23 protein-coding genes and 1 pseudogene are annotated in these 24086 nt (G+C 56.0%); 13 read left to right on the plus strand and 11 right to left on the minus strand.

All coding sequences use genetic code 11. The features are described 5' to 3' along the window. A partial coding sequence (locus tag G485_RS26605) for a transposase (RefSeq protein WP_035156366.1) occupies positions 1–234 on the minus strand: 234 nt, incomplete at its 3' end. Positions 235–347: 113 nt separating this feature from the next. After that, the gene (locus tag G485_RS0114630; RefSeq protein WP_027093168.1) at positions 348–1442 is read right to left on the minus strand and encodes an L-dopachrome tautomerase-related protein; all 1095 of its coding nucleotides are present in this window, start codon (positions 1440–1442) and stop codon (positions 348–350) included. A gap of 235 nt (positions 1443–1677) precedes the next feature. Here G485_RS0114630 and G485_RS0114635 point away from each other — a divergent pair, with 235 nt between their 5' ends. Together G485_RS0114635 and G485_RS0114640 are read left to right on the plus strand one after the other, a co-directional pair. Continuing rightward, the gene (locus G485_RS0114635; RefSeq protein ID WP_027093169.1) at positions 1678–2094 is read left to right on the plus strand and encodes an Rrf2 family transcriptional regulator; all 417 of its coding nucleotides are present in this window, start codon (positions 1678–1680) and stop codon (positions 2092–2094) included. A gap of 95 nt (positions 2095–2189) precedes the next feature. Then, positions 2190–3053, plus strand: a complete 864-nt coding sequence (locus G485_RS0114640) for an SDR family oxidoreductase (protein ID WP_027093170.1) — start codon at positions 2190–2192, stop codon at positions 3051–3053. A gap of 238 nt (positions 3054–3291) precedes the next feature. Here G485_RS0114640 and G485_RS0114645 read toward each other — a convergent pair whose 3' ends face one another. The 6 genes from G485_RS0114645 to G485_RS0114670 form a co-directional block, all read right to left on the minus strand. Continuing rightward, on the minus strand, positions 3292–4083 hold the full coding sequence (locus G485_RS0114645; RefSeq protein ID WP_240489158.1) for an ABC transporter permease: 792 nt from the start codon (positions 4081–4083) through the stop codon (positions 3292–3294). A 12-nt stretch (positions 4084–4095) separates the two neighbouring features. Then, positions 4096–5127 (minus strand): aliphatic sulfonate ABC transporter substrate-binding protein, encoded by a 1032-nt coding sequence (locus tag G485_RS26610; protein ID WP_084423321.1) that lies wholly within the window; start codon positions 5125–5127, stop codon positions 4096–4098. An 18-nt stretch (positions 5128–5145) separates the two neighbouring features. After that, positions 5146–5919, minus strand: coding sequence for an ATP-binding cassette domain-containing protein (locus G485_RS0114655; protein ID WP_051318301.1), 774 nt, complete (start codon positions 5917–5919; stop codon positions 5146–5148). Positions 5920–5952: 33 nt separating this feature from the next. Further along, positions 5953–7029 (minus strand): dimethylsulfone monooxygenase SfnG, encoded by a 1077-nt coding sequence (gene sfnG / locus G485_RS0114660; protein ID WP_027093173.1) that lies wholly within the window; start codon positions 7027–7029, stop codon positions 5953–5955. A 162-nt stretch (positions 7030–7191) separates the two neighbouring features. Further along, positions 7192–8370 (minus strand): FMNH2-dependent alkanesulfonate monooxygenase, encoded by a 1179-nt coding sequence (gene ssuD / locus G485_RS0114665; protein WP_027093174.1) that lies wholly within the window; start codon positions 8368–8370, stop codon positions 7192–7194. A gap of 36 nt (positions 8371–8406) precedes the next feature. Then, complete coding sequence (locus G485_RS0114670; RefSeq protein WP_027093175.1) at positions 8407–9861, minus strand: 4-hydroxyphenylacetate 3-hydroxylase family protein; 1455 nt, start codon at positions 9859–9861, stop codon at positions 8407–8409. Between the two features lie 262 nt (positions 9862–10123). On the opposite strand from G485_RS0114670, the gene G485_RS26615 reads away from it, so the two are divergent. From G485_RS26615 to hxlB, 11 genes are all read left to right on the plus strand, one after another. After that, positions 10124–10783 (plus strand): TetR/AcrR family transcriptional regulator, encoded by a 660-nt coding sequence (locus G485_RS26615; RefSeq protein WP_051318298.1) that lies wholly within the window; start codon positions 10124–10126, stop codon positions 10781–10783. Positions 10784–11123: 340 nt separating this feature from the next. After that, a complete protein-coding gene (locus G485_RS0114680) occupies positions 11124–12092 on the plus strand; it encodes a sugar phosphate isomerase/epimerase family protein (protein ID WP_027093176.1) in 969 nt (322 codons plus the stop codon). Positions 12093–12122: 30 nt separating this feature from the next. Beyond that, the gene (locus G485_RS0114685; protein ID WP_027093177.1) at positions 12123–13259 is read left to right on the plus strand and encodes a Gfo/Idh/MocA family protein; all 1137 of its coding nucleotides are present in this window, start codon (positions 12123–12125) and stop codon (positions 13257–13259) included. 183 nt (positions 13260–13442) lie between these two features. Further along, positions 13443–14639 carry an ROK family transcriptional regulator gene (locus G485_RS26620; RefSeq protein ID WP_156922367.1) on the plus strand — a complete coding sequence of 399 codons (1197 nt, stop codon included), beginning with the start codon at positions 13443–13445 and terminating at the stop codon, positions 14637–14639. Positions 14640–14831: 192 nt separating this feature from the next. Continuing rightward, positions 14832–15977, plus strand: a complete 1146-nt coding sequence (locus G485_RS0114695; RefSeq protein WP_027093178.1) for an SGNH/GDSL hydrolase family protein — start codon at positions 14832–14834, stop codon at positions 15975–15977. 165 nt (positions 15978–16142) lie between these two features. Then, on the plus strand, positions 16143–17165 hold the full coding sequence (locus G485_RS0114700; RefSeq protein WP_027093179.1) for a LacI family DNA-binding transcriptional regulator: 1023 nt from the start codon (positions 16143–16145) through the stop codon (positions 17163–17165). A gap of 284 nt (positions 17166–17449) precedes the next feature. Beyond that, positions 17450–18103: a sugar phosphate isomerase/epimerase family protein gene (locus G485_RS0114705; RefSeq protein WP_156922369.1), complete on the plus strand. Its 654-nt coding sequence runs from the start codon at positions 17450–17452 to the stop codon at positions 18101–18103. A 19-nt stretch (positions 18104–18122) separates the two neighbouring features. After that, positions 18123–19088, plus strand: coding sequence for a sugar kinase (locus tag G485_RS0114710; protein WP_027093181.1), 966 nt, complete (start codon positions 18123–18125; stop codon positions 19086–19088). Next, complete coding sequence (locus G485_RS0114715; protein ID WP_027093182.1) at positions 19085–20368, plus strand: MFS transporter; 1284 nt, start codon at positions 19085–19087, stop codon at positions 20366–20368. Before G485_RS0114710 ends, G485_RS0114715 begins: the two co-directional genes overlap by 4 nt. After that, positions 20365–21015 (plus strand): 3-hexulose-6-phosphate synthase, encoded by a 651-nt coding sequence (gene hxlA, locus G485_RS0114720; protein ID WP_027093183.1) that lies wholly within the window; start codon positions 20365–20367, stop codon positions 21013–21015. The genes G485_RS0114715 and hxlA overlap by 4 nt, the downstream gene beginning before the upstream one ends. Beyond that, entirely contained in the window at positions 21012–21560 is a 549-nt protein-coding gene (gene hxlB, locus G485_RS0114725) for a 6-phospho-3-hexuloisomerase (RefSeq protein ID WP_027093184.1), read from the plus strand. The genes hxlA and hxlB overlap by 4 nt, the downstream gene beginning before the upstream one ends. Positions 21561–21655: 95 nt before the next feature. On the opposite strand, the pseudogene G485_RS31350 reads toward hxlB, so the two are convergent. The 3 genes and pseudogenes from G485_RS31350 to G485_RS0114735 all read right to left on the minus strand — a co-directional run. Then, positions 21656–21760, minus strand: a pseudogene (locus G485_RS31350) (VOC family protein); the annotation flags it as partial. A 27-nt stretch (positions 21761–21787) separates the two neighbouring features. Beyond that, positions 21788–23062, minus strand: a complete 1275-nt coding sequence (locus G485_RS0114730) for a sensor histidine kinase (protein ID WP_027093185.1) — start codon at positions 23060–23062, stop codon at positions 21788–21790. Further along, positions 23062–23739, minus strand: coding sequence for a response regulator transcription factor (locus G485_RS0114735; RefSeq protein ID WP_027093186.1), 678 nt, complete (start codon positions 23737–23739; stop codon positions 23062–23064). The genes G485_RS0114730 and G485_RS0114735 overlap by 1 nt, the downstream gene beginning before the upstream one ends. Between the last annotated feature and the right edge of the window lie 347 nt (positions 23740–24086).

The following is a 24086-nucleotide window of genomic DNA, read 5'->3' on the forward strand; positions in this document are numbered from 1 at the left end:
CAACGTAATCGTGCCAATACGCGTATGCAGTTGATGGGGATAGGAGCCGTTGCGGTAACCTTGCCGGTTTTCGGTACGCTCATAACGCTGTGCCTCCAATTGTTCCGTCACCTGCGCCTGTAAGATTTGGTTCAGTACCGATTCCAGCAATTTTGCAACACCGGAATCCTGGGTGTTTCCTAAGAAAAGTTGATGCAAAAGTTGAGAATCTACGTTAATCTGGTATTGAGCCATATCTGAATCTCCTCCTGAAGAATGTTGCTTAGACACCATCATTCTAACTGAGGGATTGGGATTATGGCTCCCTTTATTTTCAGTAAACTACCATTTTACACAATTATACGGACTCAACTGACAAATGCTTTCCAAATAATGAGGTTATACGGATAGGTCCAATCGATCTCGTAGCCCCCGAACATCTCGTGAAGCCGGTTACTGTTGAAGAGGATGCACCCCTTCTGATCAAAAGCGACCCCGTCCACCCACAGCATTCGGTCGTCGGACACGAAATCATGGAATGTGTTGGTGGGAGGCGTATAGACTCCAATTCCCTTGCCTTCCAGCATGGTGTAGAAGACATTGCCTTTGTTGTCCGCGTGCATCCCGTCGGTGGTCGTGCGCTTGCTGCCGATGGCCCGTACGGCCTTGCGGATTTCTTCTGACGGCGTGTTGAAGTTGCGTAACAGCGAAGTGTCGATGGCATATAGATTGCGTCCTGTCACCTGGCAGTAATACAACGTGGAGCGATCCGCGGATAAGGCGATGCCATCGGCCCCGATCCGAAGCGGCTTATCCTTGTAAACCGGCTTATAGTCGATTTGAAAATGAAAATCGGGAAAATCCCGCGTACTGAAGTGCCGATCGAGCACCCGCCGGAGCGTTCTCGTCCTCATGTTGTACACAATGATTCCGCCGTCGATCGGGTGATCCGGCCAACCGCATCCGGAATCGGTTATATAAACAAAACCGTTCTTATTATCCACGACCACATCGTTCAGAAATGAGGTCCGGTACGGCGCAATTTCATTTGGGATGATAATGGAGTCGATCAGCCGGTTCGTATTCAAATCCCAGACGACCAGCTTCTGCGACCCTTCCGGAGAAGGCGCATAGGCGATCTTCCCTTGATCCAGCAGCCACATCCGGTTAAATTCATCGATTTCATAACCCAGCACGGATTGGAGGACGTTGACATTGCCCGCCCGATTCCATTCCCAACTCGGGAAAGCCTCCAAGAGCGGTCTGCCGTCTTTGATCACGATCCGATTCATGGTGGAAGGAATGCCTTGGGCCCAGCGGGGGACGGAAACGTAATAGTGGCCTTGCCGGTCGACTTTTACACCGGCGGGCATCGCCTTTTTCCAATATTGATTGGTTTCAAAATCCTGCTTCATCGCTAGGTCATGAAAATTCCAATCCAATCGGTTCCAATGGAAGATCATTTGATATTGGCCGATTGGATGGACTACATTTAGAACGGGATTCTTCCCATTAGGGTCCTGCATCATGCAGCCTCCCTTTGCAGGTTAATCATGATCATCACTTCATCAAATAAATATATGCCTAGAGCGGAAGATGATGCGAGTTCCGGTCGGCGCTTGATCCTCGGGGCTGAGAATAGACTATTGACATAACGCCCTAGTTATAACTACAATGGTTACAACGGTGGTGAGACAATTGAAGCAGATCAGTACGCGCTTTTCGATGGCTGTGCATACTCTTTCCCTTATCGCTGTCAGTCCGAAGGATTGCACCGGGGATTTCATTGCGAGCAGCGTCAATACGAATCCGGTGGTGATCCGGAAGATCATGGGCATGCTGAAGAAGGCGGGGTTGGTGGATGTTCGGCCGGGGGTAGGAGGCGCTTCCTTGCTCAAGGATCCCGACCGGATAACGCTCCTTGATATTTATCGGGCTGTGAATGTGACGGAGGAGAACCAGCTGTTCCGCATTCACGATAAACCCAATTTCGCTTGCCCGGTTGGGCGGAATATCGAGGAAGTCCTTCAAGCGGAATTGCAAGACGCGCAATCCGTTATGGAACGAAGACTGGCGCAAACGACGCTAGGCCAACTGATCCCGAAGTTCACATAAATAATGGCTCTTTTTTAGAGCTTTTATTTTATAAACTAGTTGTAGCTTATATGGTTATAACAAAACATATTACAACCAAAATGGAGGAATCGACGATGAAACTGCTAGTGACGGGCGCAACGGGGAAACTGGGACGGAAAGTGGTAGAGACGTTATTGAAGTCTGTACCGGCAAGCCAGCTGGCTGTAAGTGTGCGCAATCCGGAGAAAGCGGAAGACCTTCGCGCTCGGGGCGTGGACGTCCGGCAAGGCGACTTCGACCGTCCGGAGACGTTGGATGCGGCGTTCGCAGGGATCGACCGGATCTTGATCATCTCGGCGGACGGGGACAATGAGACCCGAATTCGTCAGCATACGAATGCGGTAGAAGCCGCTGCACGCGCAAACGTGAAGTTCATCGCTTATACCAGTGCGGCGAATGCAAGCGAAAGCAAGCTCCTCCTTGCTCCTCCGCACCAAGCGGCGGAACAAGCCATTCTGAAAACGGGCATTCCTTACTCGTTCCTGCGCAATAACTGGTACCTGGAGAACGAGACCGCGAGCATTCAAGGCGTGCTGGCAGGAGCGCCCTGGGTGACGTCTGCGGGATCCGGCAAGGTCGGTTGGGCCCTGCAGCAGGAGTATGCGGAAGCGGCGGCAGCCGTACTGGTGGGGAGTGGACATGAGAACACCATTTATGAGCTGTCCGGCAAGCTGCTGACGCAGGAAGAGCTGGCGTCCGCTCTCGGCGAGGTATTGGGCAAGGAGGTGCCTGTCCAACAGGTCGACGATGCCGCCTATGCCGACATTATGAAAAAAGCCGGCGTACCGGACTTCGTGATCCCCATTCTTGTAGGCATCCAGCAAGGCATTCGGGAAGGGTGCCTGGAGATCGAGAGCAACGATTTCGAGAAGGTTCTCGGCCGGCCGCTAACGCCCATTAACGAAGCCCTGCGCCAACTTGTAGGCCAGATCTCTTGATCGACGAACGGAGTAAGCCGGCCTTCTCTCAAGGGAGAAATGGTCGGCATCACCGCGGAGCGGGCTTGCCGGAGGCGGCAACATACATGGACGGATAACGAATAGGATGCGCAGGATGAGGGAAGATATGAGATAGAACACTGCGGCCTCGCAGCGGACCGCAGGCTTCCTCGGGAACGGCGAAGGGCCATCCGTTTGGACGGCCCCTTCGCGTTTTTTTCGCATGTTCGCCGGACGTCTATGCCTTGCTCCCCGGCTCCGAAGCGGGTTGCCAATAGAGCATCCTCTTGCCCAGCCAGACCATCCCGACGTCCGTCAGCTTGCCGAAGACGGCGAACAGCACGAGGCTTGCCACAATGATGGCGGGCCTGCCCGTCGTCTGTCCGTCCGTCATCAGAAACCCGAGGCCCTTGCTGGCCCCCATAATTTCGGAGGCGACGACGAACATCCATCCCAGACTGAGCCCTCCCCTCATCCCGACAACCAACGAAGGCAGCGTCGCGGGAAGGAAGAAATGCCAGATGAGGCGGAAGCCTTTGTAGCCGTACACCCACCCGACCTCGATCAACTTGCGGTCCACCGACAAGATGCCGGTCAGCAGGTTCAAATAAACCGGGAAGAAGACGCCGACCGCAATAAGCGTAATTTTCGAAGTTTCATAGATTCCCATCCACAAAATGAACAGAGGAACCCAGGCCATCGAAGGGATATTTCGCAGCGCTTGCAGCAGCGGATCCAGCAAGTGCCGGAACAGGGGGAAGCAGCCGTTCAGGACGCCGAGCACGAGCGCGGCGGCTACCCCTAGTACAAAGCCGGTAAACACGCGGTAAATCGTAATACGGGCATGCTCGTAAAGCTCGCCCGAGACGGCCAAATCCTTAAAGGTGTCGAGAACGCGGCTCGGCGGAGGCAGCTGGTTCGGGGCGATGCGTCCCGCGGCCGTCGCATACTGCCATGCCAGCAGCAGCAGCAGGGGAACCAGGAAGCCGACGCCGGCTCGAACGGCGCGATTGTCTATCCATCTCAACACGGTATCCTCCGTTTAGGGCGTAAGCTTGGCGGCGAATTGCGGATCGATCAGCTCGTCGATCGTTTGCGTCACATTCGTCGACTCGGGAATGATCCCGCTCTTCAGCAGCGCTTCGCCCGCCCCTTGCAGCGTCTGCTTCTGAACGTCGCCGATCTTGAAATCGGACAAATCCGTTCGTTCGAGCACTTTGTCGACAACCTCCGGCGTTTGCTTGCTTTCTTCGCTTACGATCTTCTTGAATTCCGCTTCGTGCTCGGCCGCCCATTGCCGCGCTTTCTCGTAGCTTTGCAGCACCTCGACCACCAGATCCGGATAATCGGAGGCGAACTGCTCCCGTACGTTCAACACGCCGTAGGTGTTCAAGGACGGATCGCGAATGACGAGCTTCGAGCCACTCTCGACCTCCGTCTGCGCCATGTACGGGTCAAGCCCGGCCCAGGCGTCGACTTCGCCTTTCTCCAGCGCGGTCTTGCCGTCCGGATGTTGAAGCTGAACGATCTCGACATCCTTCTCCGTCAGACCCGCTTTGTCGAGAATGCGCAGCAGGAAGATGTGCGGATCGGTGCCGCGGGTCACGGCAATCTTCTTGCCCTTCAAATCCTCCGCCCGGCTAATGTTCGAATCCGCCCGCACGACAAGCGCCGTCCATTCCGGCTTCGAGTATACGTAGACGGCCTTGATCGGATTGCCGTTCGCCCGGCCGAGCAGCGCGGCCGCTCCGGCGGTCGAGCCGAAATCGATGCTCTTGCTGTTCAAATACTCGAGCGCTTTGTTGCTGCCCGCGCTCAGCACCCATTGAACTTCGATGCCCTGGCTCTTCAGTTGCTTCTCCAGGAAGCCTTGATTCTTGAGCACCAGGCTGAGCGGATTGTAATAAGCGTAATCGAGCTTGATCGTTTTGGGCTTCGCCGGCTGCTCGGCCGACGCGCCCGCCTGCTTCGCGTCCGAAGCTTTGCCGCAGCCCGTCAGCAGCGCGAACAGGGCAAGCGCCGCGGCCAAGACTCCTAAAGATCCGAATCGCCGTCTTGCAGATTGTTTATCCATGTCCATCTCTCCCCGTTATTAAATCGAATAGGATTCGTAGCTCTCTTTCTCTTGGGTCAGAATGCGCTTCAGAATCAAACTCTCGAAATAGGCGAAACCGCTGTCCCGCTCTCTGGGGCGCGGCAGCGTGATCCGCACGTCGAAGCCGATCCGGCCGTTCTCGATGACGACGACCCGGTCCGCCAATTGAACCGCCTCGGACACGTCGTGCGTCACGAGAAGCGCCGTGAATTTCTGCTCCCGCCATAAACGCTCGATCAGCCGCTGCATTTCGATCCGGGTCAGCGCGTCCAGCGCGCCGAGCGGCTCGTCGAGCAGCAGCAATCTCGGCTCGCCCGCAAGCGCCCGGGCCAGCGCCACGCGCTGGCGCTGGCCGCCGGACAGCACGGCGGGCCAATCGTTGGCGCGATCGAACAGCCCCACCTGCCGCAGCGCATTCTCCGCCTTCCACGCAAGGCTGTCCCGGACGCCAACCTTCACGTTCGCCAGGACTCTTTTCCAAGGCAGCAGCCTCGAATCCTGGAACAACACTCTCACATCCGGATGAATCGAACGCGACTCCTTGCCGTCGATATAGACCGAGCCTTCCGTCGCCTGCTCGAGACCGGCGACCAGCCGCAGCAAAGTGCTCTTGCCGCAGCCGCTTCTTCCGACGATCGCAATGAACTCGCCCGGATTCGCCTCGAGCTCGATCCCGCTTAGCGCTACCTTGTCGCCGTACCGTTTGGCCGCCCGTTTGAGCTGCAGATGGGTTCCGACAGCCTCCGGCCACTCCGCTTCCAGTTGCTCCATGCCTCTCCCCCTCTTCGTCCCGGCGACCGCCATCTATTGGGCCGGCGCGCCGTGCAGCGCCGCTTCCTTCTCGCGGACCAGAGGAATCACCTTATCGCCGAACGCTCGGATGTCCTCGTCGTAGTGCAAGAAGCCGGTCAGGATGAGATCGACCCCGATCCGCTTCAGCGCGACGATCTTGTCCGCGACCTGCTCGGCCGTTCCGATCAATCCCGTCTTGAAGCCGTCGTTATATTGGACCAGATCGTTAAAATCCGAATTCGCCCACATGCCTTCTCTCTCCGGAGACGCTTTGCCGGCGAAGCGCACTTGGCCGCGGAAGCCCTCCACGGCTTCCGGATCCGCGTATTCGATAATGTCGCGCAGCACCTGTCTCGCTTCCTCTTCCGTATCCCTCACGATAACGAACGCGTTGACGCCGAAGTTCACCTTCCTGCCGCGCTTCGCGGCCAATGCGTTCACTTCGTCGATCTGCGCTTTGAATCCGTCCGGCGTATTGCCGTTCATAAAATACCAGTCCGATACGCGGGAAGCCATCTGCCGCGCGGCCGCCGAGTTGCCTCCTTGGAAGACGGGCGGAACGACGATCGGCTTGGGCTTCAGCGGAGCCCCGTTGATCCGGTAGAAATCGCCGCGGAAATGCGCCTCCTCCTTCGTCCACAGCTCCCTGAGAACGGAGATAAATTCTTCCGAACGGCGGTAACGCTCGTCGTGATCGAGCCAGGGTTCCCCGTACCCGTGAAATTCCCCCTTGAACCAGCCGCTCACGATATTGACGGCGGCGCGTCCCCGGCTGATCTGGTCTATCGTGGTGATCGCCTTGGCGACGGCGCCGGGATGCCACAGTCCCGGAAGCACCGCGGCGATCAGTTTGATCTTCGACGTGACGGCCGCCAACGCGGAAGCCAGCGAGATCGCCTCCAACTGGTTCTCGGCTCCGTAGCTCGCGATGAAGCGGGTTTGAAGCAGGGCGTATTCGAAGCCGGCTTCTTCCGCCATTCGGGCATACTTCACGTTGTCTTCGAAAGACCAGCCCGTTCTCTGGGGAATGTTGGAGATGACCAATCCTCCGCTGACATTCGGCACCCAATAAGCAAACTTCAGCGTCATTCCTGTTCACCTCATTTTCTGAATGATAGTCATGCGTTAATTCCGGACTGGAAAGCCGCCGTTCCTTCCGCCACGAACAAAAGGCACCCTCTACGAACGGAACGCAGCAAGGTGCCTTTAGCGGTCTAATCGGCAGTATTCGATCAAGAGAGGAGCCTTCCGTCACCCGGAGACTTGCGTATTGGCTGGGCCTTTCGACGTTTGAGCCGTTCGGTGAGCCGGAATGACGTTGTTGGCGATCATCTCGCCGAACGGGCTGATGAAGGACGGATGCCGGCCTGCGTTCGGCCGGTGGATCGGCAGCTTGGGGAACAGCAGTTCGGCGGTCCGGTACGCTTCCTCAAGATGCGGATAACCCGACAAAATAAAGGTGTCGATTCCGAGCTCGGCGTATTCGTTCATCCGGGCCGCCACCTGGTCGGGGTCGCCCACAAGCGCCGTGCCCGCGCCGCCCCGCACGAGTCCGATTCCCGCCCACAGGTTCGGGCTGATCTCCAGCTTCGTGCGGTCTCCGTTGTGCAGCTGCGACATTCGTCGCTGCCCTTCCGAGTCCATCCTCGCGAATATTTGCTGGGCGGAGGCGATCGTCTCTTCGTCCAGATGCTCGATCAGCTTCTCGGCCGCCGCCCACGCCTCTTGCTCGGTAGGGCGCACGATGACGTGAAGCCGGATGCCGAATCGCAGCGTGCGCCCTTTGGCGGCGGCAAGCTCGCGCATCTTGGCGATTTTCCGCTCGACCTCGGCGGGAGGCTCTCCCCAGGTCAGGTACACGTCGACGTGCTCGGCGGCAACCTTCATCGCCGCATCGGACGATCCTCCGAAGTACAGGGGCGGGTACGGCTTCTGAATGACCGGATACAGCACCTTCCCGCCTTCGACCCGCAAGTAGTCGCCTTCGTAATCGACCTCTTCGCCCTGGAGCTCCCGCCGCCAGATCGCCAAAAATTCATCCGTCAGCCGATACCGTTCGTCATGCTCCAGGAACAAGCCGTCGCCCGCCAATTCGACCGGGTCTCCCCCGGCGACGACGTTGATGAGAAGCCGCCCCTTCGAGAAGCGGTCCAGGGTAGCCGCCATTCGGGCCGCCTGAGTCGGCGTCATCAGCCCCGGCCGAGCGGCCACCAGGAACTTCAGCTTCTCCGTTGCGGGAACGAGCGTCGAAGCGACGATCCAGGCGTCCTCGCACGATTTGCCGGTAGGCAGCAGAACGCCGCTGAAGCCCAATTCATCGGCCGCCTGGGCGATTTGCTTGCAATAGGCGTACGTCACGGCGCGGGCGCCTTCCCTAGTTCCCAGATAACGGCCGTCCCCGTGCGTGGGAATAAACCAGAACAATTCCATGAGTCAATTCCTCCTCTTGCGATTGTCGCTTCTCTCTCAAGCGAGCGTCGTTCCTCTTTTGCTCGTCTCCTTCAACAGCTTCCACACCGGTTCGGTCAGCGACTGCCTGTCGAATCCGAGATACTGGTTGGCGTAGCCCCGCACCGGATCTCCGGCATAGAAGCGTTCGTACAGCTCGTGCCGGGCTCCCAGCGGACTGCCGATCAAATCCCACGCCAGCTTGAACAGCTGCACCTTCTTCTCGGCGCTGATCGACGCTCCTTCAAAGTACCGATGCATCAGTTCGGAGATCGGGCCGTAGAAATCCTCCACCCCCGAAGGCGTCTGGACGAAGCCGCCGCCGCCGATCTGCTGCAAAATCTCGATCGCTCTCGGGTAAAACTTCGTCCCGATATTTCTGGCCGTGTCGATGGAAGCCAGGTCGGGCACCAGAACCCCGGCTTCGTCGGGCTTCGCCTTCGTCTCCGAAGCGATCGCGAGCGCCTGGATGACGCCGATCTGGGTCAGCAGCTCCCCGAGCTTCTCCTGCACATGCAGGAAGCCCGTTACGCCGATGGCTTCGGCCACCGCGAACGCGACGCCGGTCACAAACTCCAGCTTGGCCGTGTAGCGGACGACGTTCTGGTGGTAGGCGAGCGCGTTCGCGGTTTTATTGGCGCGCAGTGTGAGCACCTTGTCCGGGTCTCCGTACAGCAGAACTCTCTCCCACGGGACCAGCACATCGTCGAAAAACAGAACGGCGTCCATCTCGTCGAACTTCGCGCTCAGCGGATGGTTCTGCTCCCGATGGTCCGCGAACGGCTCGCGGCACACGATATGAAGCCCCGGCGAATTGGCCGGCACGATCAGAACATGCGCGTGGCCGCGGTCCTTGGATTCGAATTTCAGGAACGAGGAGATGACGAAGTCGTGCGTATAAGGCGCGCCGGTGGCGATCATCTTGGCGCCGCGAACGACGATTCCGTCCTCCGTCTCGCGAACGACGTGAAGGAACCGTTCGGCGATCCGCTTGTCGTCCAGATTGCGGGAGCGGTCGATCTGGGGATCGATGATCGCCGTCGTCAGGAACAGATCGTTGTCCCGGGCTTGCTCGTAATAAGCCGTAATCTTGTGTTCAAAGTGCGGGTCCAGACTTCGGAGCTGGCTCCGCGCCGCGTACCAGCCGGTGACGACCGACCGGGCATAATCCGACAGCCGGCTCATCATGCCGTGCGTCTGGGCGGACCAGTAGGCGAACGATCGGCTGCGCTGGGCCAATTGCTCCCGGGTGTAGGGAACGAGGAACGAGCTGTGCGCATAATGCTCGCGTCCTTCGACCCGATAACCCGCTCTGTCCCGTGTGTCCGGATCGTCCAGCGTATCGAACAAGCCCCGGATCGTCGTTAACGTCCCTTTAAAGGCCGGATGCTCCGGGATGTTCTCCACTCTCTTCCCTTCAAGCCACACCGTTCTTCCATCATTTAAACTGCGGATATACCGTTCTCCCCTCACCTGAGCGAAGTCCCCTCCCTTGCCAATGCTTTAAATTCCAATTGATTTAATGTGATTTATCTATTATCATAGCTAACAACCATTTTCATGCAACAATCACTATTTCTGCTTCTGTTGGTTTTCCGACAGTATAGCTCCGCATGTCGGTTAAAGCCAAAATAATCCACGGTATGAAGCGAACTGTAGGGAGGAAAGGGCATCGGCTTTCGTGTCGGTTATCCGACAACTTCTACATAAATGTTGGTTAGGAGGTCGCCTGCAATTGGGAGGAAAATACTCGAATGCAAACGCGGACAGACGGATTCTCCGCTCTCGGCAGCTGATCGTCGATGCCTTTCTGTCACTGTTGCAGGATATGGAGTATGACAAAATCAACATTCGGGACATTGCGGACCGGGCCGACGTGAACCGTTCCACGTTCTACGCCCATTTCGTGGACAAGGACGATTTTCTGAACCGGATCGTCGAGGAGAAGCTGACGGAAATCGCGGAGCTTACGGAGAGAAGCGGCGGGTGGCCGCTGGAACTTCGGCCGGACTTCAACGAGCCCGATCCTTTCTATGTGGAACTCTTCGAGCATTTGGCCCGCAATGAGACGTTTTACCGCGTCATGCTGGTCAAGATGCCTCCGTCTCTGTTCCAGGCCAAAATGCAGGAGACGATCCGGGACTGCTTTTTCAGGCGAATATCCGGCATCGGCATGGATCGGAAGCTCCAGGTTCCGTTGGACATTCTACTCGACTATATGAGCGGCGCGGCGCAAGGAATCATCGTGAAGTGGCTGGGGGAGAAAATCGTCTACTCGCCTCATTACATGGCCCTGCAGCTGACGAGGCTGTCGATTCTGGGCATATACGAGGCGGCGGGCGTCCGGAGCGAAGAGATCGACAACGACCCTTTGCAAGGTAATGTTATTTTGTAATCGGCCGTGACTTGGCAGCCGAGCCGTCACGGATATGCTGCAGAGAACCGTCAGGGAGCAAACGGATCCCTGACGGTTTTTTTGCGACTTATTTTGACGGACTTAATTATACTTTTAATATTGAATGTTAAAAGTAATTTATTTATATTATTAAGTGTGCATATTTCTGCTCGAATATTTGCTAATAAAATAAATAGTTCAATTATTCTGATGGGAAGTTCAGGAGTTAACCATAAGCGAAATCGCATTGGCTCGAGGATAATTTGGCTTTGAAAGGAGTGATGCAGGAGAAGACTTCTATTCTTATCCAAAAATCAGCCTTTTCGGGAGGAATGCCGGCATGAAACTCGGCGTATTTACGGTCTTGTTCGCACAAAAGAATTTCGAAGAAATGCTGGAAACCGTCGCCTCGCAGAAATTGCAGGCCGTGGAAATCGGTACGGGAGGCTATCCCGGCAACGCCCATTGCGATTTGGAAGGGCTGCTGCAGAGCGAGGACAAGCGCAAAGCTTATCTGCGCGCCGTAGAATCCCGGGGATTGGAGATCAGCTCGTTTAGCTGCCACGGCAATCCGCTTCATCCGCAAAAATCGATTGCCGGCGAGCACGATCGCCTGATCCGCCAAACGATCGATTTGGCTTCCCGCATGGGGGTACCCGTCGTGAACACGTTCTCCGGATGCCCGGGCGATCACGAGAACGCGAAATACCCCAATTGGCCGGTAGCTCCTTGGCCCAACGACTATCAAGAGATTTTGAAATGGCAGTGGGAAGAGAAGGTCATCCCTTATTGGACGGAAATCGCGAATTACGCGGCCGAACGGCATGTTAAGATCGGGCTTGAATTGCACGGAGGCTTCTCCGTTCATACGCCGGCCACTCTCTTGCGGCTTCGCGAGGCTGCCGGAGAGGCGATCGGAGCGAATCTCGATCCCAGCCACATGTGGTGGCAAGGAATCGATCCCGTCCAGGCCGTCCATATTCTGGGACGTGCCGGCGCTATTCACCATTTTCATGCGAAGGACACGTCGCTTGATCCGGTGAACGTCAACCGTCACGGCGTGACGGACATGCAGCCCTATACGAACATGCTGGACCGGGCTTGGCAGTTCAGGACGGTCGGCTACGGCCACGATTTGAAAGTTTGGGCCGACATCATCAGCGCTCTGCGTTTGGTGGGCTACGATGACGTGGTCAGCATCGAGCACGAAGACGGACTGATGTCGGTGAACGAAGGATTCGCCAAAGCCGTGCAGAACTTGCAGCCTCTCATCATGCGTGAGCCATTGGGCGAAATATGGTGGGTTTAACAGGTTCGCAGCTCAACAGCAGGAGGGAAAATGAAAAAAATCAAGGTAGGCATTATCGGTACCGGGTTCTCCGCGGAAGCCCACATTGAAGCATTGCGCAGAATTCCAAATGTTGAAGTGGCCGCTGTATGCGCAAGCTCCAAACCAAAGGGCTTGGCATTCGCCGAGAAAATGAACGTTCCCTTGGCGTATAATTCGGTCGACGATTTAGTCGGGAATCCGGACATTCAAGCCGTTCACAATTGCACGCCGAATTGGCTTCATTTTGATATGAACAAGAAAGTGCTGCTTGCCGGAAAACACCTGTTATCCGAGAAACCGTTGGCGTTATCCAGCGAACAATCCGCGGAACTGGTTGAAATCGCCGGCAGACAAGACGTGGTCAGCGGAGTCTCTTTCAACTATCGGCATTATCCGATGGTTTCGCAAGTCAGAGAAATGTTGGAGAACGGCCAAAGAGGCAAACCCAGTCTTGTCTACGGCGGTTATCTCCAGGATTGGCTAAGTCTTGATACCGATTACAGTTGGAGACTGGAGCAGGACAAGAATGGTCCTTCCCGGGCCATTGCCGACATCGGCTCCCATTGGTGCGACACGGTCCAATATGTGATGAACCGAAAAATCACGAAGGTGTTCGCCGATTTAAAAACGGTTCACCCCATTCGCAAGAAGCCCAAAACCGCCTTGAACACGTTTGCAAGCGGCGGTCAAGTGGAACGGGAGAATGTCGAAATCTCCACAGAGGATTACGGCAGCATTCTGATCCATATGGAGGGCGGAGTGCAGGGAGTATTCACCGTATCCCAAGTCTCGGCCGGAAGGAAAAACCGCCTGTTCTTCGAGATCGTGGCCGACGGCGCCACCTTTGCTTGGGACCAGGAGAAGCCGAACCATCTCTGGGTGGGCAACCGGTCGAAGGCGAATGAAGAATGGCTAAAGGACCCCGCATTGCTGTCTCCCAAATCCGGGGCGTTGGCCCATTATCCTGGCGGGCATCAGGAAGGATGGCCGGACGGTTTGAAAAACCTTTGTCTTGATTTTTATCGAAAAGTGAGCGACAGGAGCCACGCGGCTTCGTTCGCCACGCTGGCCGACGGCCATCGAATCATGAGGCTGATTGAAGCCATTCTGGAAAGCCACCGAACCGAGAAATGGGTAAGTCTATAGAACTGACGAGGTTTAAGTTATAGAGGTTAAAGCCTGGGGCGAACCCTCAGGTTTTTTTGCGCTGTTCAAGTCCTGACTTTTGTTTCATTGAATTCAACTTCTAACAATGATAGTATTTGGTTGAGACAAAAGGATTATACATTAATCATATATTAACGAAAGCGGTGCCCCGATGTGCTTGCCATGACCGCACGTATCCTTCAAGTGATTAGAAGGGCTGACCGCCCTCTTTCAAAAAAGGATGTTGCATTGGCCTCCCAAGTATCCTTGTCCTCGGTATCTGAACATCTCGATCGCTTAATGAATGCGAATTTGATTGTCAAATCAAGCATCGGACAGTCGAGCGGCGGCAGGAAACCCCGATTGTACGCTTTTAATCCGGATGCCGGATACTTGGTCTCTATCGATATGGACACAGAAAATGCCAAAGTCGCCATTACGGACTTTGATTGCAATATCAAGGCTCACAGCAATTGCTTGATCGATATAAACGACGGACCCGAAAAAGTGTTAGACCGAATCAAGGAAGCCGTATTCGAACTTCTGGCTGAACTCCGTCTGGATCCGGATGCCGTCAAAGGGATCGGCGTCGGCATTCCGGGCCCCGTCGAGTTTGCTTCCGGTATGCCCATATCGCCCACCATCATGCCCGGGTGGGACCGATATCCGATCAAAGAATACTGGGCCCGGTATTTCAATTGCCCCAGTTACATCGATAATGATGTCAACATTATGGCGCTAGGCGAGTATGCCAAGGGGCTCAAGTTTCAAGCCAATAATGTCATCTATATCAAAACCGCTGCGGGAATCGGTGCCGGCATTATATGCGACGGCAACCTGTATCGCGGCTCCAATGGCAGCGCGGGGGATATCGGGCATTTTGACGTAGGCGGAGATGTGATCTGTTGGTGCGGCAACCGGGGGTGTCTGGAAGCATCGGCAGGGGGCAAAGCGATCGTGGCGAAAGCCAGAGAGTCCGCTTTGGCGGGAAAAAGCGAATTTCTGTTGGGGATTCTGGAGAAAAAGGGCGAGCTTCATTTGGAAGATATCGCTTTGGGCATGCAAAGACAGGACTCCTTGTGTGCCGAGTTAATTCGTGAGAGCAGCGTGCTGATTGGCCGGGTCATCGCTTCCATCGTGAATTTTTTCAATCCGGAATTGATTTTGGTCGGCGCGTCGTACTCCGAATTTGACGACACCCTGCTTGCTGCCATTCGACAGGGGGTCTACCAGCGATCGTTGCCGCTCTCGACACGAAATTTATCGATCCAGAAATCAATTCTGGGCAATCAAGCCGGACTTATAGGCGCTGCTTATATGACGCTTGAACAATTGATTTTAAATAGTATCAACGATCAAGAAGACGTTGCCATCCTGTGAGCGAGTCTTATGACACGGGGACATGCCCCGTTCCTCCATCGGTTTGCGTGCTTCTTAGAATGCCAAGCAATTTAAAAGAGGCCGTCCTCAAAGGTCGATGTGACCCGGGGACGGCCTCTTCAGATGGTGCGGGCAATGCCCTGCAAGCCGTGATATAATGCAGGGAGAGAGAAGTTAGGGAGGAAATTAGCGATGAAAGCTAATGAAAACCTAAAAGTATACGCCTTGCCCGATATCGAGAATATGAAAGTTCATGGCCGGACGACAGGGCGCCTGTCTCCCTTAACGTTGTTTTGGACAGGAAGCGCCATTGAATTCAATGCCAAGGGATCCGAGCTTTGGGTGGAAGTCGAGGTCGATTATGACCAGTATGAGCCATGGATCAGCGTGGTCGTGAATTCCGTTGCTGTGAGCAGGCAAATGTTGACGGCAGGAAGGTATTGGATTTGCATTTTTAGAGGCATGAATGCGAACGTCGCCAAGAACGTCCGGATCGTCAAAGACGTCCAGGCGATGAGCGGAGATCCCGGTTGCTCTTTGCAGTTCCATGCCGTGAAGTTCGACGGACAATTCCTGCCGATCGAGGAGAAGCCCTATAAAATTGAGTTTATAGGGGACAGCATCACTTCGGGAGAGGGAGCCATAGGGGCCAAAACGGAAGAGGACTGGATTCCGATGTGGTTCAGCGCCCTCCGCAATTACAGTGCGATGACGGCGGAAGCTTTGAACGCGGAATACCGGATTCTCTCGCAAAGCGGATGGGGCGTCCTGACGAGCTGGGATAACAATCCGCGTGCGAATATTCCGGACTACTACGAGAAAGTTTGCGGTCTTCTCACGGGCGAGAAGAATGAAGCATTGGGGGCATTTCAGCCAAACGACTTCGATTCCTGGCAGCCGGATGTGGTAGTGGTGAATCTGGGCACTAACGATGGAGGAGCTTTTCACTCGCCGGCATGGAGAGACGAAGGAACCGGAGAATCGCATAAGCAACGACTCAATGAAGACGGCACCTTTAACGAGGAGGATTTACATTCCTTCGAGGAAGCGGCCCGGAATTTTCTTCTCAAGCTCAGAAAGTATAATAAGAAAGCCCATATCGTCTGGGCCTATGGAATGCTGGGAACCCCGATGATGCCGGCGATCTACCGCGCTGTCGATGCTTATACGAAGACGACGGGGGACCGGAAAGTTTCCGTTTTCCAACTTCCCAATATGACCGAAGAGACGGCAGGCGCCAGAAACCATCCCGGAAAATTGGCCCATGAGAAAGCGGCCAAAGAACTGACCGAGTATCTCAAAGGGATTCTGCCGAAAAACGAAACGTTGCGCCTATAGTCAACAGCAGTCCGGACGTTTCGATGGAGACCGCTCGGCAGCCGGTTCCGCCGAAGGGGATTGCGCCTCTCGCGGCCGCTTGATAACATAGCCGTGAGAGACTTTTTTTTGCAGAAAAAATAAATCGATTTAGGAAGCGGCCCGACAAGCTGGAGGTAGGACAACGTGGTCAATGTTACGATGGCGGATGTTGCCGAGAAAGCCGGTGTGTCCAAAAGCACTGTGTCCCAATATTTGAGCAAACGTTACGAGTACATGAGCGTAGAGACGAGAAAAAAGATTGAACAAGCGATTAAGGAACTCGATTATAGACCGAATGTATTGGCCCGAAGCTTGAAGCAGAAGCGCTCGTCGACGATCGGCGTTATTGTGGCCAATATTATGCACAGCTTCTCCACCGAAATATGCCGGGCGATTGAAGATTACTATCAGGAGCAAGGAATGAATGTCATTCTGTGCAACACGGACGAAGACGGGGACAAGGAGAAGTCGTATATCGAGATGCTGCAGGCCAAGCAGGTCGACGGCATGATTCTGTTCCCGACAGGGAAAAACAAATCGTTATACAAAAAATTGACGAAGCAGCGCATTCCGATTCTGTTCGTCGACCGCAAGGTGGAAGGCGTTCATACGGATACGGTTGTCGCGAACAACGCCGACGCCGTCTATCAGGCCGTCAAACATCTCGCGGATCAAGGGCACAGGAAGATTGCGATCCTGACGGCGCCTCTGACGATCAGTTCGCGGATCGATCGGGTGGAAGGGTTCAAACGGGCGGTCCAGGAATTGGGGCTGGATTCGAGCCGGGATTTGACGATCAACTGCGAAATCGGCCAAATTCGCGGCAGGCTGCAAAGCTTGTTAAGCCGGGAAGACAAGCCGACGGCGATTATTGCCGGCAACGACCTGGTGTTGATGGAGATTCTGGCTTATATCAAGGAGAACCGGATTCGGGTTCCGGAGGAACTGGCGCTGCTGGTGTTCGATAATATTCCGTTCGCGCACCTGCTGTCGCCGACACTGACCACCATTAGCCAGCCTTCCGCGGAGATGGGCAGGGCTGCGGGGAGGCTGCTTCATGAGCGAATCAAGGCGGAACAGCCTTCGGATCAACAGCCGCCCCGGGAGATGACATATGAATGCACCCTGATCGTTCGCGAATCCTCGCAGGGAGGGATTCGCCCGTAGAGAGGTTCGCCCGTAGCTAGGTGCGCGCGAACGGGGTGCGCCCACAGTGGGGAAGCCGGGCGGCTTCCCTAAATTTTTGCCATTTTCATTCAAGCGCTTGAAATTAAAAAAGCGTTGGAGTATAATCGGCTCAAACAGATAAACCGATTTAGTAAATCGGTTTATGAGAGGTGGTTTACACGAGCAGAATTATCGTTCCGACTTCCGTGTTCGGGCAGCCGAAGGTAGATGCGGATTGCCTAGACGCTTATGCCGCCCTGATTGCGGCAAGCGGCGGCCAAGGAATGGAGATCCGGCGCGAACTGTTTCCCCCCGGCGAACCGCCGCTGGATCCGTGCAGAAGAACGCTGGAGCAATATCGGTTGCATGGCGTATATTCGGCCCCGATTGAATTATGGCTGCCGAGCGGCGAGTTGAATGAAGCCGGTCTGGCAATCGCGCTCCGGGAAGCGCGTGCGATTCAGGCGGATATGGTGAAGATGCCGCTTGGCCATTACGATCGTTTTCGATCCGATGTAAGCGCATTATCCCGGGTTTTGGAGCGAGACCGTCGGGCCGGGGAGGCGATCACGCTAACGGTGGAAAACGACCAGACCGACTATGGCGGCAGGTTGGAGCCGTTGCAAGCCTTCTTTGGGGCGGTTGCGCAGGCGGCGCTTCCGGTATCGATGACCTTCGATATCGGGAACTGGTCTTATTGCGGCGAGAATGCGCGGACTGCGGCCGAACGTTTAAGGGATCATGTTGTGTACATTCATTGCAAGCATGTCGAACAGCATGGAGCTCGAATGCAAACGCTTCCGATACCCCGTGAGCCCGGAGCGGGCTGGAGGGAACTGCTGCGGCTGCTGCCTTCGGATGCGCTTCGAGCCATAGAGTTCCCGTTGCCCGATGCAAGCTTGCTGCCTGAATATATCGCCCTGCTGAAAGGGGCTTAAACGAAAGGATAGGAACCCGATGACCAAGTTGGATGCGGTAACGTTCGGCGAAGCGATGGCGATGTTCGTCGCCGATGAGGCGGGGCCGTTGCGGCACGTCGACCGCTATACCCGCCGGCTGGCGGGGGCGGAAGCGAATGTGGCGATCGGACTCGCCCGGCTGGGATTGCGCTGCGGATGGGTGAGCAAGGTAGGCCGCGATGCGTTCGGGGAATTTATCAAGGAACGGTTGTCGGCAGAAAAGGTCAATATCGATCGAGTGACAAGCGACGATGTTCACCCGACCGGATTCCAGTTGAAATCCCGCGTTGCGGAAGGCGATCCGGAGGTTCAGTACTTCCGGAAGGGGTCGGCGGCCAGCTTCATGGGCCCCTCCGATCTGGACCGCGGCTATTTCCTCGGCTCCAGACATTTGCACGCGACCGGCATTCCGCTCGCCTTGTCCGCACATACGCGCGAATTTGCCGGCATGGCCATCGAAGCGATGAAGGAAGCGGGACGAACCGTCTCGTTCGACCCGAATTTGCGGCCTTCGCTCTGGCCGTCACAGGAAGAGATGATCGCCGTAACGAATGCGTTCGCGTTCCAGGCGGACTGGGTCATGCCCGGCATTCACGAAGCGGAGCTGCTTACCGGCACGCGCGATTTGAAAGCGATTGCGGAGTTCTATCGGCGGCATGGCGTAAAGCTTGTCGTCGTGAAGCTTGGACCGGAAGGGGCCTATTATTGCGGCCCGTCCGGGGAAGGAATCGTGCCCGGGTTCAAGGTCGAACGGGTCGTCGATACGGTGGGGGCCGGAGACGGCTTCGCCGTCGGACTGATCAGCGGCATGCTGCGCGGCCTGGACATCGAACAGTCGGTCATGCGGGGGCATGCGATCGGGGCGATGGCGGTCCAAACGTACGGTGATCACGACGGTTATCCGGATGAAGCCGGGTTGACCGCATTTCTAAACTACAATCTCAAAGGAGTGACCTGCTCATGAGTCATGCTCCATTAGCGGCAAGCCGCTGGTTTCGGTTGATCCCCGTTATCTTCATTACGTACAGCCTTGCTTATTTGGACCGCGCGAATTACGGCTTCGGCGCGGCCGCCGGGATGGCCGAAGACCTGCACATTACTTCCGCCACGTCGTCGCTTCTGGGCGCGCTGTTTTTTCTGGGATACTTCTTCTTCCAGGTTCCGGGCGCTTATTATGCGGAGAATAAAAGCGCCAAAAGGCTGATTTTCTGGGCGCTCATCTTGTGGGGCCTTCTGGCCTCCGCCATCGGCTTTGTCACCAACGTATATCTGCTGATCGGAATCCGCTTCCTGCTTGGCGTCGTTGAGAGCGCTGTTATGCCCGCCATGCTGATCTTTTTAAGCCACTGGTTTACGAAGAAGGAGCGCTCCCGGGCCAATACGTTCCTCATCCTCGGCAATCCGGCGACCGTGCTGTGGATGTCGGTTCTCTCCGGCTATCTGGTCAATTCCATCGGCTGGAGATGGATGTTTATTATCGAAGGCCTTCCGGCGGTCATCTGGGCGTTCTTCTGGTGGAAGCTGGTGAACGACAAGCCGGAAGAAGCCAAATGGTTAACGGCCGGCGAGAAGCAAGCGCTTCAAGACGAGCTGAATCGCGAACAAGCCGATTTGAAAGCGGTTAAAAATTATCGCGAGGCGTTCCGCTCTCCGCTTGTCGTCAAATTAAGCCTCCAATACTTTTTCTGGAGCATCGGGGTTTACGGTTTCGTTCTCTGGCTTCCTTCCATTATCCGGGCCGCTCCGAACATGACGATGGTCTCGACCGGATGGCTGTCTTCCATTCCTTATCTTCTGGCGGTCATCCTGATGCTGGTCGTCTCCTACCTGTCGGACAAAACGTTGAATCGCAGAGGCTTCGTATGGTTTTTCCTTCTCGTCGGTGCAATCGCTTTCTATGCGTCTTACGCGATCGGGCCGGACAACTTTTGGCTATCTTACGTTCTCCTGACGATTGCGGGCGGAGCGATGTATGCGCCTTACGGGCCTTTCTTCGCCATTATCCCCGAGGTGCTGCCCCGCAACGTGGCGGGCGGCGCGATGGCTTTGATCAACAGCATGGGCGCGCTCGGTTCGTTCGTCGGCTCTTATGCGGTCGGCTATTTGAACGGAGCGACGGGCGGGTTCAGCGCTTCCTATATCTTTATGGCAGGCTCGCTGCTGATCTCCGTCATCCTCACGCTTATGGTCAGGAAGGCCAAGGAACAACAAACTGCGATGAATCTGGAGGTTAAGGCGCATTGAATATTCAGCTCGCTCTGGACCGGATGACGATTCCCGAAGCGATCCGAATGGCGAGAACCGTTCGGGAGCATGTGGATTGGATTGAAGTCGGAACTTCGCTTATTAAGGAATTCGGGATGGACAGCGTAACGGCTCTAAAAAGGGAATTCCCGGAGAAGACCGTCGTGGCGGATATGAAGACGTTCGACAATGCCCGCTATGAATTCGAGCTTTGCTTCAAGGCGGGTGCGGACGTAGCGACCGTCATGGGAGCCGCTCCTATGGTCACGGTGGAGGCTTGCATGGACACGGCGGCCAAGTTCGGCCGAACGGCGATGATCGACCTGCTTCATACGTCCGAGGAGCAGAAGGCGGCGCTGTACCGCTTTACGGACGCCATCCTGTGCTATCATGTAAGCAAGGATGAGCAGGAGCAAGCGGGGCAGGCGCTGCAGAGCGGCGGATGGGCAGGGGGAACTAAAGCGCCTGCCGGCATGAAGACGGCCATAGCCGGAGGAATTAAGCTGGCTTCGCTGCCGGGCTTCATGGCTTTCGATCCGCACGTGATCATCGTCGGTTCCGCCATCACCAAGGCGGATGACCCCCGCGAGGAGGCGTTCCTATTCCGGAACGTCATTAATAAGCAAAAGGAGATACAGGCTTTATGAGTAAAATTCAATCGATTGTCGCGGAAATCGAAACCGTCCTGAATAAGATTGAAGCGCAAACAATCGCGGATACGGCAAAGCTGCTCACGGAAGGAAAACGGATATTTGCCGTCGGAGAGGGCCGATCGGGGTTCATGGCCAAATCGTTTGCGATGCGGATGATGCATCTTGGCGCTGTCTCGTATGCCGTGGGCGAGACGATCACCCCGTCCATGGCGGAAGGGGATATTCTGGTCGCGGTGTCCGGATCGGGAACGACCAAAAACGTGGTCTGGGTGGCGGAGAAGGCGCGGGAACTGGGCTGCACGGTCATCGGGGTCACCACCGAAAAGCAATCTCCGCTCGGTTCCTGCGCGACGCGAGTGGTGCATATCCCGGCCGCAACCAAATACCGCAAGGAAGGCGAAGCGGCGAGCATTCAGCCGTTGGGTTCGCTATTCGACCAATGCGTGCACCTGGTTCTGGATGCGATATGCCTGGAGTTCGCCGAAATTCGAAACGTAAGCAACAGCGGGGCGTTGAGCCGTCACAGCAATGTCGAATAAACAGTCATACAGCGGAAGCAACGCAACAGGGCGTCCAACCGGACGCCCTGTTCGGCTTAACGGATGAAGCACGTCAGCGCCGTGAAATACAACGTTTAACCGCCCCTCATGTTTCGGGGTTCATGATCCACGGGCATATTGGCGGCTGCAATTTTGTCATAGAACCGGTCGACCTCGGCGGGGGTTTCAACATAAAAACCGACGTGGAAATCCTTCGGGTAAGCTGCCTACTTCCCCGCCGTCAAAGGCAACTGCACGTAGAACGTCGTCGTCTCGTTCGGCACGCTCTTCGCGTAGATTCTTCCACGGTGCTGCTCCACGATCGACTTCGCGATGGCGAGGCCGAGGCCGTAGCCGCCGCGTTTGCGCGATCTGGAGGGATCGACGCGGTAGAAGCGATCGAAGATCTTGTCCAGATGCTCCGGGGGGATGCCTTCGCCGGTGTTGGTTGCCGAGAGCGAGATATGGCTCTGCTTCTTCTTCAGCGAGAGGTTGATCGAACCTTTGGGATTGGTGTACTTAACAGCGTTGTCCAGCAGAATCATGACGACTTGCTTCAACTGTTCGCTATTGCCGGTTGCGATGAGGCCGGGTTCGATGTCGTAGTCGAGGACGAGATCCTTCTCGTAGATGACGGCTTCCATCGTGAGGATGACGCTCTCGACGGCTTCGCTCAAGTCGAACGGGACGCGGATGATCCGCGTCCGGGCGTCAACCATTTCGGTGAGGTAGAGGAGATCGTTGGTGAGCGTCTTCATGCGCTCCGTCTCCGACTTGATATGGTGCAGCCACTTCGATTGCTCGCGGATCGTGTCTTCGCCGTTCGCCAGCAGGACGTCCGCGTTAGTGTTGATGACCGCCAGCGGCGTCTTTAGCTCGTGGGAAGCGTCGGCGATGAACCGCTTCTGCTTGTCGAAGGCTTCCTTGACCGGTGCGATGGACCGGTTCGCGAAGTACCGGCTCGTCAGGTAAATGAGGCCCAGCATAACGATGCCTACGGCGGAAAAGGTGTAGACGAGATTCAGGAGAATTTTGCGCTGGGCGGTGACATCCAGGTAGACCAGCGTATAGCCCTGCGGGTTGTGCTGCACGTTGTAGGCCCACCTCGTTCCGTCCAGCGTGACTTGGCCGAACTCCGAAGGCGAGGCGGCGGCCTTCTTCACGGCCAGCGCATAGAACTCGCTGTCCATATCGAAGCGGGAGTTCGTCTTGACGATGTTCCACTGTTCGTCCGTCTGCAGCGCGAAGGAGACCGAGCGGTCCGGCGGCCCCGGTTCGCGGGAAGCCGCTTGCTGCGGCGGAATGTCCCCGCCCTGCCGCGGGCGGCCGGGGGCGCCGTTCGCTTTGCGATACGTGTCGGCCACGCGGTGCAGCTCCATCGCGATGTCGTTCCTTACATTCTGATACGTGATCGTATAGATGGTCGCGAAAGCCGCGAGCATGAGGACGGAGATGATGACCATGTTCATCAGAAGGAAGCGGTTGCGCAGCTTGTTGAACATTACGAGGTCGCCTCCAATACGTAGCCTACGCCTCGGATCGTGTTGATGCACACCGCGGAATTCAGGAAGGTGAGCTTTTTCCTCAAGAAAGAGATGTACACCTCCACGTTGTTATGCTCCGCGTCCGAGTCGAAGCCCCACAGCTTCTCGATCATTTGCTCCTTCGAGGTGACCGCCTGCTTCCTCGTGATCAGCAGCTCCAGCAGCTCGCTCTCCTTCAGAATCAGCTTCAACTCCTTGCCCTTGCACGAGAGCTTGAGGGTACTCGGGTGAAGCTCGATGTCGCCGAACCGAAGCCCGTCCTCCGGCACCACCTCGCCCTTGCGCCTCAGCGCCGCCCGAATGCGCGCAAGCAGCTCCTCCGTCGAGAACGGCTTGGCGACATAGTCGTCGGCGCCGTAATCGAGGCCCGCGATCTTGTCGGGAATCTCGCCTTTGGCCGTCAGCATGATGACCGGCGTCGGAATGCCCTCGGCGCGAATCGTTCTAAGCAGCTTCATTCCGTCCATTCCGGGAAGCATGACATCGAGCAGCAGCAGATCGTAAATGCCGCTCAGCGCGTTATCCAGTCCCGTCAAGCCGTCGTGAACGGCATCGACGGAGTAATGGTGCTTCTTCAGAATCTGCGTCAGCGCTTCCGCCAGATTCACCTCGTCTTCTACGATTAATATTCTCATGCCGCTTCCCCCTTGTATGCTAAGAGCAGCTCCTGATTTGGGGGTTGCTCTTATGATTTTTGTACCTTGAAAACTGAATGTAATGGTCCCGGTGGGGGACGCAGCCCAAGCGAAGCGCGGGAGCGGCCCGAAGGGACGAAAAATAGGTGTTTACGATCTTGGGCTGTCCTTGGGAAAATGCCAGTAGGTGCTACCGACGGGAATGTTCCTTCTCCCCCTGTAGACTCGATCAGTCGGGTTCTTCCATCTGAGAGTGTCCCCTTGGCCTCTTCCGTATTTTCCTACACGCTGACTGTATCCCGCGCGTCGCCATCTCTTCCGCATAGCAGAGGAAGGTTCGTGCACCG

This window comes from Cohnella thermotolerans DSM 17683 (genome assembly GCF_000429825.1).
Taxonomy (GTDB): Bacteria; Bacillota; Bacilli; order Paenibacillales; family Paenibacillaceae; genus Cohnella; species Cohnella thermotolerans.

Excerpts from the sequence above, each read along its gene's own strand:
- G485_RS0114630 (WP_027093168.1), bottom strand. The coding sequence starts at position 1,442 with ATGATCTTCCATTGGAACCGATTGGATTGGAATTTTCATGACCTAGCG.
- G485_RS0114640 (WP_027093170.1), top strand. The coding sequence starts at position 2,190 with ATGAAACTGCTAGTGACGGGCGCAACGGGGAAACTGGGACGGAAAGTG.
- G485_RS26610 (WP_084423321.1), bottom strand. The coding sequence starts at position 5,127 with ATGGATAAACAATCTGCAAGACGGCGATTCGGATCTTTAGGAGTCTTG.
- G485_RS0114655 (WP_051318301.1), bottom strand. The coding sequence starts at position 5,919 with ATGGAGCAACTGGAAGCGGAGTGGCCGGAGGCTGTCGGAACCCATCTG.
- sfnG (WP_027093173.1), bottom strand. The coding sequence starts at position 7,029 with ATGACGCTGAAGTTTGCTTATTGGGTGCCGAATGTCAGCGGAGGATTG.
- ssuD (WP_027093174.1), bottom strand. The coding sequence starts at position 8,370 with ATGGAATTGTTCTGGTTTATTCCCACGCACGGGGACGGCCGTTATCTG.
- G485_RS0114680 (WP_027093176.1), top strand. The coding sequence starts at position 11,124 with ATGAAACTCGGCGTATTTACGGTCTTGTTCGCACAAAAGAATTTCGAA.
- G485_RS0114685 (WP_027093177.1), top strand. The coding sequence starts at position 12,123 with ATGAAAAAAATCAAGGTAGGCATTATCGGTACCGGGTTCTCCGCGGAA.
- G485_RS26620 (WP_156922367.1), top strand. The coding sequence starts at position 13,443 with ATGACCGCACGTATCCTTCAAGTGATTAGAAGGGCTGACCGCCCTCTT.
- G485_RS0114695 (WP_027093178.1), top strand. The coding sequence starts at position 14,832 with ATGAAAGCTAATGAAAACCTAAAAGTATACGCCTTGCCCGATATCGAG.
- G485_RS0114705 (WP_156922369.1), top strand. The coding sequence starts at position 17,450 with ATGGAGATCCGGCGCGAACTGTTTCCCCCCGGCGAACCGCCGCTGGAT.
- G485_RS0114710 (WP_027093181.1), top strand. The coding sequence starts at position 18,123 with ATGACCAAGTTGGATGCGGTAACGTTCGGCGAAGCGATGGCGATGTTC.
- G485_RS0114715 (WP_027093182.1), top strand. The coding sequence starts at position 19,085 with ATGAGTCATGCTCCATTAGCGGCAAGCCGCTGGTTTCGGTTGATCCCC.
- hxlB (WP_027093184.1), top strand. The coding sequence starts at position 21,012 with ATGAGTAAAATTCAATCGATTGTCGCGGAAATCGAAACCGTCCTGAAT.
- G485_RS0114730 (WP_027093185.1), bottom strand. The coding sequence starts at position 23,062 with ATGTTCAACAAGCTGCGCAACCGCTTCCTTCTGATGAACATGGTCATC.
- G485_RS0114735 (WP_027093186.1), bottom strand. The coding sequence starts at position 23,739 with ATGAGAATATTAATCGTAGAAGACGAGGTGAATCTGGCGGAAGCGCTG.